Below are 15130 nucleotides of genomic sequence, written 5' to 3'. Positions count from 1 at the left end.
TAATTTATTTATATTAGCTAAAATTTTTTGCAAATTTACGTAATAACCTTTCATCTAACAAAGATTTCCGAGATTTTTGTGAATTGTTTAAAAGTTTAATTTTCTGAATAACAATTAAGTAATTTAATTTCAATGCCACTTTTTCAAATCAATACTATCGAATCACATACTGTAGTTTATGTTTGGAAGATTACCGAATCGTTCAACGAACTTTTTCGTTCGGTTGTTTTGAAGGATGTTTCGTTGGCAAGAGTTGAAAACATGAAAGCAGAAAGTCATCAAAAAGGATTTTTAGCTGTTCGGAAATTACTATCAGAAGCTGGATACGATGATTTTGATTTGTATTATGATGAATTTGGCAAGCCACATTTGAAAGATGGAAAAAATATTTCTATTTCACATTCTAATGATTTCTCAGTTATTGCAATTAGTGATGTGAATTTGGGTATAGATTTGGAAATTTTAAAAGATAAAACCTTAAAATTGGCACCAAGATACATGGATGTTTCTCATTTGGAAAATCTGAATGGGCAAGAAAAACTTCAAAAAGCAACGGTAGTTTGGGGAATTAAAGAATCAATTTTTAAAATAAAAAACGAACCTGGAATTAGTTTTAAAGACCATATTTTTGAAAATGAATTTCACCTTTCGGATAAAAAATGTGTCACCGAGCTTCGATTTGAAAATAAAAAAGAGCTGTTTGATATTCAATTCTATTTTATAGAAAATTATTCATTGGTAATAGCTTTTGAAAAAAACTAATGAAAAACATTTACCAAAATATTGTAACAGCTAAAGAGAATAATCAAAAGTTACTAGCCATTCTTCTTGATCCAGAAAAATTGCAACAGAACCAGATAGCATCAATTGGTGACAAAATAAAAAAATCACCTGCAACACATATATTGATTGGCGGTAGTTCGTTTGAAGGAACTCATCTGGATGAATTAATAAAAGAACTTAAAAAATTCCTCCAACTTCCGATAGTTTTATTTCCCGGCAATCCTTCGCAAATTTCTGCCCATGCTGATGGAATTTTGTTTTTAATGTTACTTTCAGGTAGAAATCCTGATTATTTAATAGAACATCAAGTAAATGCTGTCCCGATATTGGAGAAAACCAATTTAGAAGTCATTTCTACGGGTTATATTTTAATTGAAAACGGTCATCAATCGGCGGTGGAACGTGTTAGTAAAACCAAACCAATACCGAGAACTAATATTGAATACGTGATGCAAACTGCAAAAGCAGGCGAATATATTGGCAACAAACTAATCTACCTCGAAGCAGGAAGTGGTGCCAAAGAATCCATTCCTCATGAAATGATTGCAAAAGTTGCTAAAACTATCACTATTCCCTTGATTGTTGGTGGTGGCATTCGTTCTAAGAAACAAATTGAAGATGCTTTTGAAAATGGCGCCGATATGGTAGTCATTGGTACTGCGTTTGAAAACGATATAACTTTTTTTGACTAATGCTAGAATACCTTTTTGCTCAATATGAAAATTATCCAACTTTCGAGATAATTTTAGAAATAATAGCCGTTCTGTTCGGTTTATTGAGCGTATGGTATGCCAAGAAGAACAATATTTTAGTATTCCCAACAGGATTAATAAGTACCATGATATATGTATATCTGTTGTGGAAATGGTCATTACTGGGCGATATGATTATCAATGGATATTATGTAATCATGAGTATTTATGGATGGTATCACTGGACACGGAAGAAAGAAAACGTTATTGAATTCCCTATTGATAAAGCCACAATAACAGAGCGCAATTGGTCGGTGTTCATCTTCATTACTTCCATGATATTTGTAGTTCTGGTCTACGATTACTTTGATAAATTTACCTCGTGGACCGCTTATGTTGACACGTTAACCACCGGGATTTTCTTTGCCGGCATGTGGTTAATGGCTAAACGAAAAATCGAGAACTGGATTTTATGGATAATTGGCGATATCATATCAGTTCCTTTATATTTTTGCAAAGGATACACTTTTACTAGCATCCAATACATTATTTTTACTATTATTGCGGTTTACGGATATTTAGAATGGAAGAGAATTTTACAGCGAAGAAACAATTAATCGATACCTACGGATTTACCGAAACTGATTTTGAGCAAATCAACAATCATGGGGTATCTTTGTCTACTATTATTGAACAAATAACTATTTTCAATCACGGGATATCCAGTATTGTTTTAGACCGACCTGCAAAAATTGACGATGGTATTCTAAAATTGAACCAAGAAGAATTTGAAAAACTGGCCAGCTATTTTGATGCAAACAAATCAAATTTAAAAATAAAGAAGTTCGTTCCGGCTTCGGGTGCTGCCACTAGGATGTTTAAGTTTCTTAACGAGTTTTTGAATGAGTTCGACCACGAGAATGAGTCGATTAACGCATACATTAACAGAAAAAAAGACAAAAATTTGCCTGTCTTTCTGGCCGGTATCGAGAAGTTTCCTTTTTATGAAAAGGTTAAAAGTAAATTAAAGGAAATTTATCCCGAGTATTACTCCTTAGAAAGTCATGAAAAAAGCTATCGTTTCATCAAAACCATGCTTACTCATCCTGAGTTTAACTTTGGTGAAAAGCCAAAGGCTTCTCTAGATTTTCACAAATACCAATCGCATATTGCAACGCCTATCGAAGAACATTTGAATGAATGTGCCTATTATGCTAGCTCTAATGCAGTGTCTAATCTTCATTTTACTATTTCCGAAAATCACCGTCATTTGTTTGAAAACATCATCCATGAAGTTAAGGATAAAGTAGAACAAAAATCGAATACCAAAACCGAAATCAATTTTTCGTATCAAGATAAAAGCACCGACACTATTGCGGTAAATTTAGACAATCAACCTTTTAGAAGCGAAAACAACGAATTGCTCTTTCGTCCAGGTGGTCATGGTGCGTTGATAAATAACTTGAATCAGCTTGATTCAGATGTTATTTTCATCAAAAATGTAGACAATGTGATTCAAAACCATATTGCCGAGATTTCGTTGTATAAAAAAGCCTTGGCGGGGAAATTGATTGAAATTCAAAGTCAAATCTATGCCTATCTGAATGCTATTGATAGCAACCAAGTTACCGAAAAAGAGTTGACGGATATTGTTGCGTTCATGGATAAAAAACTCAACATCAAGCTTTACGAAGGTTTTGATAAATATACGTTTGACAATAAGCTTCAATCTATAAAAAATAAACTAAACCGACCAATTCGAGTATGTGGTATGGTGATTAATGAAGGCGAACCTGGCGGCGGACCGTTTTGGGTTATTAGTCCGAAAGGAAATATTTCGTTGCAAATAGTGGAAAGTTCTCAGATAGACCTTGAAAACAAAAACCAATTGGAGCTTCTTAGAGCTTCTACTCATTTCAATCCTGTTGATTTAGTGTGCAGCATCAAAAACTACCAAGGCGAAAAGTTTGATTTAACCCAATTTATAGACCATAACGCTGGTTTTATTGTCACCAAAAACCGAAATGGAAAAGAGGTGAAGTCGTATGAATTACCAGGTTTGTGGAACGGAGCTATGGCCAAATGGATTACCGTTTTTGTAGAAGTGCCGCTCATTACGTTCAACCCCGTGAAAACCGTGAACGACTTACTAAAACCGGCACACCAACCGCAATATGAAAACTGATACACTACTGGCAGAGTTGACCTATAAAGCGGTGCGAAGTTCGGGTGCTGGCGGTCAAAACGTAAACAAAGTATCTTCAAAAGTAGTGCTGACCTTTGATTTAACCAACACTTTGGCGTTTACCGATGCCGAAAAAGAACGCCTGCAAACCAAACTCGCCAAAAAACTCTCGTCCGAAAACCTGTTGATACTAACCTGCGACGAAGACCGAAGCCAACGCAAAAACAAAGAGTTGGTAACCAAACGATTTTTGGCACTCATCGAAAAAACATTAGTCGTACCCAAGAAGAGAAAGGAAACCCAAGTGCCAACCGCCGTAAAAGAGAAACGCATCAAGGACAAAAAAACCATTTCGGAAGTAAAACAAAACCGAAAGAAGCCTGATTTTTAAATTCGAACACGCTTTCTATATTTTAAAAGGAATTTTTTCGCTCAACAAACATGCCAAATAGGACAAATCTCCATAAAAAAAGGTACAAAAAGCAAAAAAGTCAATAATAACAGCACTTCACAAGGTTTTTTGCTTTCCATTTTGCTTTAAATTTTCTGTTTTTTAGCACGGAAAGGTCATGCTTTACGTATAAATCATATCCTTTCCGTTCTGGGAGACCATACTTTAGACTCAAATCATATCCTTTCCGTTCTGTGAGACCATACTTTAGACTCAAATCATATCCTCACAGACCTGTGAGACCATACTTTAGACGTAAATCATATCCTTTCCGTTCTGGGAGACCATGCATTAGACGTAATGTATATCCTTTCCGTTCTGGGAGGAATGCATTTGGTTATCATTTTTTGCAAATTTTACCCAATTGGAAGTTATTTTGATAAAATTTGGGCACTAAAATTTCGGAGGGTACTTATTTTAAAAAGCGAAACTATTTTTTTGTTTCGAAAGGTTTCATTTTTATGGTCAAATTGTATGAATGACAAGCTAAAATTTTTTCGCCTAAAAAAAATCTTAATTCTAACTACTCTAATCTTACTACTTTTTTATACATTTGTCGCGTCTCAAAAGGGGTGCTAGATTCTGAAGCAAGTTCAGAAATTTGGCTGAGATTATACCCAATGAACTTAGAACAGGTAATGCTGTTTAAGGAAAAGTGACAAAACAGAGTGCACGCTGAACTTTGTCACAGGAAAACAAACATTTTATTTTTAACCAAGAATAATTACCTCTTTTTATTCGTAACAATTTTACGAATGGAAATTTTATTCACAATCAGAAAAAAGAAAAAAGAGCGTAGAAAAAAGACGTTTCTGTTTATTCTTGCTTCTAGCTTCTTGTCTCTTGCTTCTTTCTCTCAACAAACAGTGCAAGACACCACCAAAGTCAATCAGTTGGAGGAAGTAACCGTTGCCTCGGTGCGCGCTAAAGGCAAAAACCCAATTACGTTTACCAACGTTTCCAAAGAAGAACTGGCGCCTAGAAACCTTGGGCAAGACATTCCGGTGTTGCTCAATTATCTGCCGTCGGTGGTGACTACTACCGATGCCGGAAACGGAGTAGGCTATACCTACATGAGAGTGCGAGGTTCGGACGGTTCGCGCATTAACGTTACCTTGAACGGCATACCGTTTAACGACAGCGAAAGCCAAGGCACTTTTTTTGTCAATCTGCCCGATTTTGCATCTTCATTAGAAAGCCTGCAGTTGCAACGCGGCGTGGGAACTTCTACTAACGGCGCAGGTGCATTTGGAGCAAGCTTGAACATGCAGACGAAGTCTTATCAGGAGAAAGCCTATGCCGAAATTGCCAATTCTGGAGGAAGTTTTGGTACACGAAAACACACTTTGGCTTTTGGCACCGGATTGCATAACAACTTTGAAATGAATGCTAGATTGTCAAACATTGCTTCCGATGGGTTTATTGACAGAGCTTCGTCTAAGATGTTTGGTTATTTTTTCAACGCCAATTATGTAACGGATTCTTCGCTAATAAAATTCATCGCCTTTGGCGGAAAAGAAAAAACCTATCAGGCATGGTATGGCATTGAAGACGAAGAGAAATTGAAGAACGACCGAACGTTCAATCCGGCTGGAATGTATTTTGACGAAAACGGCAACATGAAATTCTATGACAACGAAACCGATAATTATGTGCAAAACCATTTTCAGTTGCATTGGTCAGAGAAATGGTCGGAGAAATGGGTGTCCAATGCGGCGTTGCATTACACTCTAGGCAAAGGATATTTTGAACAATACCGAGAAGATGAAACGTTGGCGGACTACAATCTGCCCGACTTTGAAGGGAATGCTGTTTCGGATTTGGTGAGAAAGCGTTGGTTGGATAACGATTTTTTTGGCGCTACTTTTTCATTGAATTATAAAACCGCAAAAACCAATGTGCTGTTTGGCGGAGCTGCCAACAGGTATTTAGGGAAGCATTTTGGCGAAGTAGTTTGGACGCAGTACTACATTCCGAATACGAACCGTTATTACAACAATTTTGGGAACAAAGACGATGTAAATGTGTATGCCAAAGCTTCGCAACAGTTTGGTAAGATTGACTTTTTTGCCGATATGCAATACAGATGGGTTACTTATCAGGCAGATAGTTATCGCTTTGATGATGTTAATGATACTTTCCAATTTTTTAATCCAAAGGTTGGTTTAAATTATCAATTGAATGATAAAAATGCGTTCTATGGCTATTTTGGTATTGCCAACAAAGAACCACGCCGCGATGATTATGAAGCGGGTGCAACAAAACCAGAACGCTTGTTGGATTATGAATTAGGTTGGAAATACAACTCCAAGAAAGTACGCCTTTCTGCCAATGCTTTCTACATGAATTACCACGACCAATTGGTGTTAACCGGAGCTTTGAACGATGTAGGTTCGCCTGTTTTCACCAATAGCGGAAAAAGTTATCGAATTGGGTTGGAAATAGAATCGGTTGTTGCAGTTACGGATAAATTCATTTGGAGTCCAAACGTTACCTTAAGTCAGAATAAAAACCGAGATTTCTTCTTTCAGCGCGATGGCGTGTTGCAGAACTTAGGAAACACTAACATTGCTTATTCTCCCGATGTTGTGATTGGCAACCAACTTACTTTTTTGCCTGTAAAAAACTTCCAAATCTCGTTGCTTTCTAAATATGTTGGCAAACAATTTATGGGTAACATCGACTCCGAAAACTCAGTGCTTGATGCCTATTTTGTGAACGATTTGAATGCTTCGTATGAATGGAAAATCAATAGGACGTTGAAGTCGATTACGTTTTCGGCTTTGGTAAACAATCTGTTTAACTTGGAATACGAGTCTAATGGTTATTTCTACACTTATGACGATGACTTCAGTAATCCGGGAAGTATAACTACCATAGAAGGAACAGGATATTATCCACAAGCGGGAACTAATTTCCTGGTTGGCGCTACAATAAAATTTTAAAAAAAAGTCTCCGCTACGGTGGAGACTTTTTTAATTGGTTATATAAAGGTTGTTACCATTTATTTGAACGCGATAGGGTTTCATAGGATAGTCTTTCCCAGGAGCAATGCCAGTAAACAAACTGTATTGGGCATCGTCACAAGAACAAACGGCATTAGGAACCGAAATCGTCATCGTAGAACAAGAACTCAAATCCTGATTTGGACAAGCAACATCAAAAGCGGTAAAACCCGTTCCGGTGTTGAAGACTACAATGCCTCGAACGCCTTGAGAAAAATCTACAATATAATTTCCTGCAAATTGCAAGTTCGTATATTGAGGAAGGTTTAAATTTATAGGCAAATCAACAGGATAATTTGGCAAATAAGGATTTCTGTAATTAACACTTCCTGAATCACATCCATAAAATGTTACGATTAGAAATACCAAAGCAATTATCTTTTTCATAGTGTTTTTTAATTCTAAATGTTGTTCAAACAAAAATAATTTATTTAACTTTGGCAAACGCTATTTAGTAAAAGAAATTTAAAATAAATAAAAAATAGTATCTTTGAAAAAAGGAATCCCGTTGCGATGGGATTTTTTCTATTTATATAAAAGAGTGAAATTATGAGTACAATATCGTATTATACCGCAGAAGGATTAAAAAAATTAAAAGAAGAATTAGAACAACTTAAAAGTATAGAAAGACCAAAAGCATCGCAAGCCATTGCCGAAGCTAGAGATAAAGGAGATTTGTCTGAAAACGCAGAATATGATGCAGCCAAAGAAGCACAAGGTCTTTTGGAAATGAGAATATCTAAAATGGAAGAATTATATGCTAACGCACGAATTATTGACGAGTCAACGTTAGATACTTCTAAAGCATTGGTTTTATCTACCGTTAAGATTAAAAACCAAACGAACGGCATGGAAATGAAATATACGTTGGTTGCCGAAAGTGAAGCCGATTTAAAAGCAGGAAAAATTTCGGTTACTTCTCCAATCGGGAAAGGATTGTTAGGAAAATCGGTGGGTGAAATTGCAGAGATTACGGTACCAAACGGAAAACTAAACTTTGAAGTTTTAGAAATTACTAGAGATTAATTATGGCAAGCATATTCACCAAAATAGTTAATGGAGAAATTCCTTGTTACAAAGTAGCTGAAGATGACAAGTATTTGGCGTTTCTTGATGTAAACCCTAATGCGAAAGGTCACACGCTTTGTATTCCGAAAGAGGAAATCAATAAGATTTTCGACATGAACGAAGAACATTATCTAGGGTTGATGAAATTTTCCAGAAAAGTTGCCAAAGCTTTAGAGAAATCAGTCGATTGCAAGCGAATAGGTGTTGCCGTTGTTGGTCTTGAAGTTCCGCATGTGCACGTGCATCTAATTCCATTACAAGAAATGGATGATATGCGCTTTCAACGAAAAGTAAGTTTAGAAAAAGAAGAGTTTGAAAGCTTAGCCAAAGCAATCAATTCTAATTTATAAAAACAAAAATCCTGAGCAATCAGGATTTTTTTATGCCTTTTTAAAAGAAACTTGCATCGAAGTTCCTTTTCCAACTTCCGATTCGGAGACTTTAATTTTGCCTTTGTGATAATCTTCAACAATGCGTTTGGTTAAAGATAATCCTAAACCCCAACCACGTTTTTTGGTGGTGAATCCTGGTTCAAAAACCTTGCGGAATTCTTTTTTGGGTATTCCTTTTCCGGTGTCGGTGACTTTTATTTTTACAAATGCGCCTTCTTCTTTGATGGTTAAAGCCAATTTTCCTCTTCCTTTCATGGCGTCAATGGCATTTTTTACCAAGTTTTCTATCGTCCAGCTGTGCAAAGCAGGATTGAAAGACACGAGAATGGGTTTTTTGGGTGCTTTAAAAGAAAACTCAATCTGATTAGAAAAACGCGATTGCAGATAATCAAAGGAATCGCGGGTTTCAGCAACAATGTCTTTGATTTCTAACACAGGTTCAGAGCCAATTTTCGAAAATCTATCGGTAATAGTTTGCAATCGGTTGATGTCTTTTTCAATTTCTGCCACAATAGTTTCATCAACATTATCGGCTTTCATGATTTCGAGCCAACCAATTAATGATGAAAGCGGAGTACCAATTTGGTGTGCGGTTTCTTTGGCCATTCCTGCCCAAAGTTTGTTTTGGGTTGCCATTTTTGTACTGCGGTAAAAGTTGTAAACTACTGCGCCAAACAAGAAAATTATCAATAAAAGCGCAACAGGATAATATTTTAATTTATTTAATAAAGAAGAGTTTCCGTAATATACATATTGAAATTTCCCAGGATCGTATTCAAACTTTACAGGCTCGTTTTCCTTCTTTAATTTATCTAAAAAAGCATCCAATTTTACTTTACTACTAATAATTTCTTCATCAATGTTGTTATGATTTATAATCACACCATTTTCAACCAAAATAATTGGTATGGTAGTGTTATTGCTCATAATTTGCCTTGGCAATTCAACATCATCTTTTTCTGGGTCGGCATTAATTAAGGTTTTCATACTTTCTGCCCAAAGTTCCATTTTGATGCGTTCTTCGTTTTTGAAGATTTGAAAGAAAGAATAGGTGTTCCATAAAATCAGGCTGACAATCACAAACGAGGTGATGATGATAATCCAGCGGGTACTGTTTCTTCTTTCTGAAAATTGCATTCTGAATAATTTGGTTTAAATGTACTAAAAAAATGATTATCCCATAAAAATCGCTAATCAGATGATGAAATCAGTTTTGATAAATGGCAATTAATCAAAAAAGCTCTGAAAGCATTATTGAACCCAACGGAAACTCATTTTCATCCTTGGGAAAAGAAAAAGAAGACATGAAAAGACAAAAAGAAAGCAACGGAAAACAATTTATCAACCACGGAAGCCTTTTTGAAAGACACGGAAGCCTTTTTGAAGCAACGGAAGCATCTTTGAAGGACACGGAAGACCTTTTGAAGGCTACAAAGCCTTGAAAATGTTGAAATCTTACTCTTCAGAAGGAGAATTTTATGCTTTTACCAATGAAGCTTAAAATCTTAACTTCAAATTCTATTTTAAATAGTTATTTTTGTTCAAAATACATTTCTATGTTAAGTTTTGAGCCACATACTCTTTCGCCTGCGCAGCTGCAAGGTTATCTTCAAAGCGCCGTTGCGCCGCGTCCTATAGCTTTTGCAAGTACTATCGACGAAAAAGGAAGACCTAATTTATCGCCGTTTAGTTTTTTCAACGTGTTTAGTTCTAATCCGCCAATTTTGGTCTTTTCGCCAGCACGTCGGGTTAGAGATAACACCACGAAACATACTTTAGAAAACTGTCATGCTACCAAACAAGTGGTGATTAACGTAGTGAATTATGATATAGTGCAACAAATGTCGCTTTCGAGCACCGAATATCCCGATGGAGTGAATGAATTCATCAAATCAGGATTAACCATGATGCCTTCGGATATTATAAAACCTTATCGTGTTGCCGAAAGTCCGGTGCAAATGGAATGTAAAGTGAATGAAATCATTGCGCTTGGCGATAAAGGCGGAGCAGGCAATTTGATTATTTGCGAAGTGGTAAAGATTCACATTCATGAAAACATTTTGAACGATAAAGGCATGATTGACCAAAACAAAATTGACTTGGTTTCGCGTCTTGGCGGCAATTGGTATTCGCGTTCTAATCAAGGCTTATTTGAAGTCGAAAAACCATTATCAACACTCGGGATAGGAGTAGATGCAATTCCAGAATTTATTAGAGAAAGCAAGGTTTTTGATGGAAATGATTTAGGTAAATTAGGAAATATTGAAGCGTTGCCTAGCGAAGAAGAAATTACTATATTTGTACAAAATAACATTGCCGTTAAAGCTGTTTTGAGCTCGGATGATGTTGAGAAAGTTCATTTAAAAGCAAAAGAATATTTAAACCAAAATGAAGCGCTTTCTGCATGGAAAGTACTTTTAGCAAAATTATAATTATGGAAGTTACAGGAAAAATCAGAGTAATCAATGCAGAGCAACAAGTTAGTGCTACATTTAGAAAAAGAGAATTGGTAGTTACTACCGAAGAACAATATCCGCAATACATCAGCATTAATTTCGTACAAGACAAATGCGATTTATTGAACAATTACAATGTTGGCGATGCAGTAAAAGTTTCTATTAATCTTAGAGGTAGAGAATGGGTTAATCCACAAGGTGAAACTAAGTATTTCAACGATATTCAAGGTTGGAGAATTGAAAAATTACAAGCAGAAGCACCAGCTCAAATGCCTCCGATGCCAGCAGCAGAAGCTTTTGAACCAGCTACCAATTTTAACGAAGAAGAACACGACGATTTACCTTTTTAAAAGTTAAAAGTCAAAAATATAAGAGTCAGAAGTTTTAGTGTTTACTATCATTTCTGACTTTTTTCTTGATGATAATTTTCTGTTTTTATCAATTTCAGCATGTATTTTTTAACCAAAGAATTATATTTCCCACCAGTTGAAGAAGCTTCCCATGAAGGCATTCTTGCTATTGGCGGCGATTTGTCTGTTGAGCGTTTGCTATTGGCTTATCGTAGCGGAATTTTTCCTTGGTTTGATCCTGATGAACCTATTTTGTGGTGGTCGCCACCTGAAAGAATGGTTGTTGTTCCATCACTTTATAAAGTTTCAAAAAGTACTCGGAATTTGATGAATCAAAATAAGTTCAAAATTACTTTTAATCAAGATTTCAGAGCAGTAATTACCAATTGTCAACAAGTAGAACGAAAAGATCAAAGCGGCACTTGGATAACCAATGATTTAATTGAAGCTTATGTTAAACTTCATGAAATGGGATTTGCACAATCGGTTGAGGTTTGGCAAAATGATGAACTGGTTGGAGGTTTGTATGGAGTAGATTTAGGTAATATTTTTTGTGGAGAAAGTATGTTTTCAAAAGTTTCAAATGCCAGTAAAATTGCTTTTGTTAGTTTGGTAAACTATTTAAAAGAAAACAACTATAAACTGTTGGATTGCCAAGTTCATAACGACCATTTGGAAAAACTTGGAGCGTTTGAAATATCAAGAGAAACGTTTATAAAAGTTCTAAAAAGTTAGCTTCTAGTCCAGCAATCTTCAACGTGGTCGTTCACCATTCCTGTTGCTTGCATGTGTGCATAAACTACGGTTGAACCAACAAATTTAAAGCCGCGTTTTTTTAAATCTTTGCTTAAGGCATCCGAAATTTTGGTTGTGGCTTTTACATCTTTCAAAGATTTTGGATTATTGTCAATAGGTTTTCCGTCAACAAAACCCCAAATATATTTTGAAAAACTTCCAAATTCTTTTTGAACATTCATAAAAGCTATTGCATTAGAAATGGTTCCTCTTATTTTTAGTTGATTCCTAATAATTCCTTCATTTTGTAATAACTCTTGAACTTTATCTTCAGAGTAAGAAGCCACTTTTTTGTAATCAAACTTATCAAAAGCTATTCTGAAATTCTCTCTTTTTTTCAAAATAGTATACCAACTCAATCCTGCTTGAAACGTTTCTAAGACTAAAAACTCAAATAGTTTTTCATCATCATAAACAGGTTTTCCCCATTCGTTATCGTGATAATCTCTGTACAAATCATCTTTTTCACACCAAGCACAACGATTTTTAGTTTCCATTTTTGATTAATTTTGGTAAAGTTTTGATATATAAGTTTTCAACTTTTTTTCTTGCCCAATCTGTTTTTCTTAAAAAAGTTAAACTCGATTTTACACTTGGATTGTTTTTGAAACAATTTATAGGAATTAATTCTTCTAAAGTGTCAAATCCATAGAAAGCTACTAAATCTTCAACCATTTTCTGTAAGGTTATGCCGTGTAAAGGATCATTATTTTTCATTTACTGTGAATGTATTTTTCAATTAAATAATGTCCAAGATAAATAAATGGTGTCATCAAAATAGCAATAATCAATTTAACTGAATAACCCGTAAATGCCGATAGAATAAAGGTTCGTGTATCCATTTTTCCAGTCATCCAAAAAGCAATTCCAAGAACAATAAAACTATCAAATAATTGAGAAATCACCGTTGAGCCTGTACTTCGTAGCCAAATCATTTTGTTGCCAGTTTTCTTTTTGAAAAAATGAAAGATGGTAACGTCTATTAACTGTGAAATTAAAAAGGCAGTGATACTTCCAACAATAATCCACATGCTTTGTCCAAAAACACCATTAAACTGTTCGTCGGTTACTAATTTTTCGCCATTTACGGCTGGGATTTGCATTGCTAAAAACAATACAATAAAAGTGTATGCAATTAATGCGGCAGTAATCAATGATAGTTTTCGAACACCTTTTTGACCAAAATATTCGTTGATTAAATCGGTTGTTACAAAAACTACTGGCCAAGGTAAAATCCCAATACTCATAACGGCTGAACCGACATAAATTAGCTTTCCGCCAATGAGTTCTGCAACTACAGCATTTGTAATAAAAATTCCAGCAAGGATTACGAAGACTGTTCCTTTTTTTGAGTCGAGCATTTTAGAGGTTTACATATAATTTCAAAAGTACACTTTTTTATGAAATCAAAAAACCTCGAAACATTGTTGTTTCGAGGCTTTAAAATATTTTTTGAAAGAGTTTAGTTTTTCACTACTCTTACTGAAAATCCTTGTTTTTTATCAATTGGTGCTCGAGAAATAGTTTTAGTGTTATGGTATAAACCAGCACACCAAGCATTTGTTGAGTTATAGCTGTCAGCAACCCACCAATAACCAATTGTGCCTAAGCTACTGAACGAGCCGTTAGCCATACAATAACCTCCTGGAAGTGCTGTTATTCCGCTAGAATTTGTTGCATTAGTATTAGGGCTTTGCCAGTGAGAAGTGCCAGCTTCTTTCAGTAATCCACCTGCTTCTTGTGAACCTCCAAGAAAATCTATTAATGAAATCCATTCAGAATTTGTTGGAATATGCCATCCAGTAGGAGCAAGTCCTCTTGGGTCATTAACAGCATACCAATTATATAATTTTCCATAAACAGTTCCATTAGACGTTTGATATGAATAATAACACCAAGCTCCGGTAGTCAATGCTGCCCATTGAGTAGCATCTTGAACTTGAGGAATAACATCTCCGTTTCTATATTTGGTAACACTAAGGTTTTTGGTTGTCCATTCTTGACCATTAAGTATTACTGAGTTATAGGCAGTTCCATTAATATCAGTAACTCCTATTCCAACAGTGTATAATAATGGACTAGTTGTAAATGTTACAATTTCTCCATATCCAGTACCATAAGAACTTTTTGCATAAGCTCTAAGGTGATAAGTCGTATTAGGAGTTAAATTTGATAAAATGTCAACATATGGACCAATTCCAGAGCCATTTGTAGTAATTCCTAAATTTATATCTGTAGTAGGTGGAACATCAGGATCTAGTGTCCAAACAACACCACGTGCAGTTACTGGAGCGAATCCATTAGCAGTTACATTTCCACCAGTTTTTGCAGAATTAGTAGTTACTTCTGTGGCAATAGTTGTTGCTACGCGAGGTAATAAATTCTCGTCAAGTGGAGTTTGAAACTCTATTTGATTCCCGTAGGCAATTCCTTTTCCGTTTCGAGCATATGCTCTAACATAATAGGTTTTATTTGATTCTAAATTAACCATATTGCTTGAGAAAGCTTCAATTCCTGTTCCTTCATTAGTTTTGGTTCCTAAAACGGTTGTCGGGTTTTCATTTAGACTCCATACAATTCCTTTATCCAAAATTGGTGAACCACCATCTGAAGTAATAATTCCTCCAGAAATTGCAGTTGTAAAAGTAATATCTGACACATCTGTAGTTGCAATACTAGCAATGGTAATACCTGTTCCTGGAATTTGCGGATCTGAACCAACGTTGTCAGGATCTGAAGTACAGTTTGTTAATGTAAATACAGTTAACAATAACAAGGTTAATTTGAAATATTTCATAATTTGGTTAAAGTTTTTTAGTAAATCACGATTATGTCCAATAATTTGGACTTTGATGAAAGCAAAAATAGAAAAAGAATTGATTAAATAACTTATTGCGACGATGTTTTTGCATGTTATTAGTTCAATAAGATTTCAGTAAAAATTGATTTTACA

General features: G+C 35.2%; 18 protein-coding genes. 12 read left to right on the top strand and 6 right to left on the bottom strand.

From position 1 onward, the window contains the following. The first annotated feature begins 132 nt into the window (after positions 1–132). The 6 genes from RN605_RS08820 to RN605_RS08795 all read left to right on the top strand — a co-directional run bounded on the left by RN605_RS08820 (position 133) and on the right by RN605_RS08795 (position 7056). A complete protein-coding gene (locus RN605_RS08820) occupies positions 133–762 on the top strand; it encodes a 4'-phosphopantetheinyl transferase family protein (protein WP_313324289.1) in 630 nt (209 codons plus the stop codon). Beyond that, positions 762–1475, top strand: a complete 714-nt coding sequence (locus tag RN605_RS08815; RefSeq protein ID WP_313324287.1) for a geranylgeranylglyceryl/heptaprenylglyceryl phosphate synthase — start codon at positions 762–764, stop codon at positions 1473–1475. Before RN605_RS08820 ends, RN605_RS08815 begins: the two co-directional genes overlap by 1 nt. Next, positions 1475–2092, top strand: a complete 618-nt coding sequence (gene pnuC, locus RN605_RS08810) for a nicotinamide riboside transporter PnuC (protein ID WP_313324285.1) — start codon at positions 1475–1477, stop codon at positions 2090–2092. The genes RN605_RS08815 and pnuC overlap by 1 nt, the downstream gene beginning before the upstream one ends. After that, positions 2059–3660: a DUF4301 family protein gene (locus RN605_RS08805; RefSeq protein ID WP_313324284.1), complete on the top strand. Its 1602-nt coding sequence runs from the start codon at positions 2059–2061 to the stop codon at positions 3658–3660. Before pnuC ends, RN605_RS08805 begins: the two co-directional genes overlap by 34 nt. After that, positions 3650–4051 carry an alternative ribosome rescue aminoacyl-tRNA hydrolase ArfB gene (gene arfB, locus RN605_RS08800; protein ID WP_313324282.1) on the top strand — a complete coding sequence of 134 codons (402 nt, stop codon included), beginning with the start codon at positions 3650–3652 and terminating at the stop codon, positions 4049–4051. Before RN605_RS08805 ends, arfB begins: the two co-directional genes overlap by 11 nt. An 815-nt stretch (positions 4052–4866) precedes the next feature. Then, positions 4867–7056, top strand: coding sequence for a TonB-dependent receptor (locus RN605_RS08795; protein ID WP_313324280.1), 2190 nt, complete (start codon positions 4867–4869; stop codon positions 7054–7056). A 30-nt stretch (positions 7057–7086) separates the two neighbouring features. On the opposite strand, the gene RN605_RS08790 is transcribed toward RN605_RS08795, so the two are convergent. Continuing rightward, a complete protein-coding gene (locus RN605_RS08790; RefSeq protein ID WP_313324279.1) occupies positions 7087–7503 on the bottom strand; it encodes a Rieske (2Fe-2S) protein in 417 nt (138 codons plus the stop codon). A 162-nt stretch (positions 7504–7665) separates the two neighbouring features. On the opposite strand from RN605_RS08790, the gene greA reads away from it, so the two are divergent. Both greA and RN605_RS08780 read left to right on the top strand, forming a co-directional pair. Then, on the top strand, positions 7666–8142 hold the full coding sequence (greA, locus tag RN605_RS08785; protein ID WP_313324278.1) for a transcription elongation factor GreA: 477 nt from the start codon (positions 7666–7668) through the stop codon (positions 8140–8142). A gap of 2 nt (positions 8143–8144) precedes the next feature. Next, positions 8145–8534, top strand: coding sequence for an HIT family protein (locus tag RN605_RS08780; protein WP_313324276.1), 390 nt, complete (start codon positions 8145–8147; stop codon positions 8532–8534). A gap of 30 nt (positions 8535–8564) precedes the next feature. Here the strand turns inward: RN605_RS08780 and RN605_RS08775 are convergent, their stop codons facing one another. Beyond that, positions 8565–9713 (bottom strand): sensor histidine kinase, encoded by a 1149-nt coding sequence (locus RN605_RS08775; RefSeq protein WP_313324274.1) that lies wholly within the window; start codon positions 9711–9713, stop codon positions 8565–8567. A gap of 83 nt (positions 9714–9796) precedes the next feature. Here RN605_RS08775 and RN605_RS08770 point away from each other — a divergent pair, with 83 nt between their 5' ends. The 4 genes from RN605_RS08770 (at position 9797) to aat (ending at position 12117) form a co-directional block, all read left to right on the top strand. Continuing rightward, complete coding sequence (locus RN605_RS08770) at positions 9797–10018, top strand: hypothetical protein (RefSeq protein WP_313324272.1); 222 nt, start codon at positions 9797–9799, stop codon at positions 10016–10018. Positions 10019–10132: 114 nt separating this feature from the next. Continuing rightward, positions 10133–11008 (top strand): flavin reductase family protein, encoded by an 876-nt coding sequence (locus RN605_RS08765; protein WP_313325816.1) that lies wholly within the window; start codon positions 10133–10135, stop codon positions 11006–11008. 2 nt (positions 11009–11010) lie between these two features. Next, positions 11011–11382 carry a DUF3127 domain-containing protein gene (locus tag RN605_RS08760; RefSeq protein ID WP_313324271.1) on the top strand — a complete coding sequence of 124 codons (372 nt, stop codon included), beginning with the start codon at positions 11011–11013 and terminating at the stop codon, positions 11380–11382. Positions 11383–11481: 99 nt separating this feature from the next. Then, a complete protein-coding gene (gene aat, locus RN605_RS08755) occupies positions 11482–12117 on the top strand; it encodes a leucyl/phenylalanyl-tRNA--protein transferase (protein WP_313324269.1) in 636 nt (211 codons plus the stop codon). Here aat and RN605_RS08750 read toward each other — a convergent pair. The 4 genes from RN605_RS08750 to RN605_RS08735 form a co-directional block, all read right to left on the bottom strand. After that, positions 12114–12674, bottom strand: a complete 561-nt coding sequence (locus RN605_RS08750) for a DNA-3-methyladenine glycosylase I (RefSeq protein ID WP_313324267.1) — start codon at positions 12672–12674, stop codon at positions 12114–12116. The genes aat and RN605_RS08750 overlap by 4 nt on opposite strands. Further along, complete coding sequence (locus RN605_RS08745; RefSeq protein WP_313324265.1) at positions 12664–12894, bottom strand: VF530 family protein; 231 nt, start codon at positions 12892–12894, stop codon at positions 12664–12666. Before RN605_RS08745 ends, RN605_RS08750 begins: the two co-directional genes overlap by 11 nt. Continuing rightward, entirely contained in the window at positions 12891–13538 is a 648-nt protein-coding gene (locus RN605_RS08740) for a queuosine precursor transporter (RefSeq protein ID WP_313324264.1), read from the bottom strand. Before RN605_RS08740 ends, RN605_RS08745 begins: the two co-directional genes overlap by 4 nt. Before the next feature lie 101 nt (positions 13539–13639). After that, positions 13640–14974 carry a fibrobacter succinogenes major paralogous domain-containing protein gene (locus tag RN605_RS08735; RefSeq protein ID WP_313324263.1) on the bottom strand — a complete coding sequence of 445 codons (1335 nt, stop codon included), beginning with the start codon at positions 14972–14974 and terminating at the stop codon, positions 13640–13642. Positions 14975–15130 lie beyond the last annotated feature (156 nt).

It is taken from the genome of Flavobacterium sp. PMTSA4, assembly GCF_032098525.1.
Lineage (GTDB): Bacteria > Bacteroidota > Bacteroidia > Flavobacteriales > Flavobacteriaceae > Flavobacterium > Flavobacterium capsici.
Note: the sequence above shows the minus strand (reverse complement) of the source record. Positions and strands in the feature narration are given on the sequence as shown.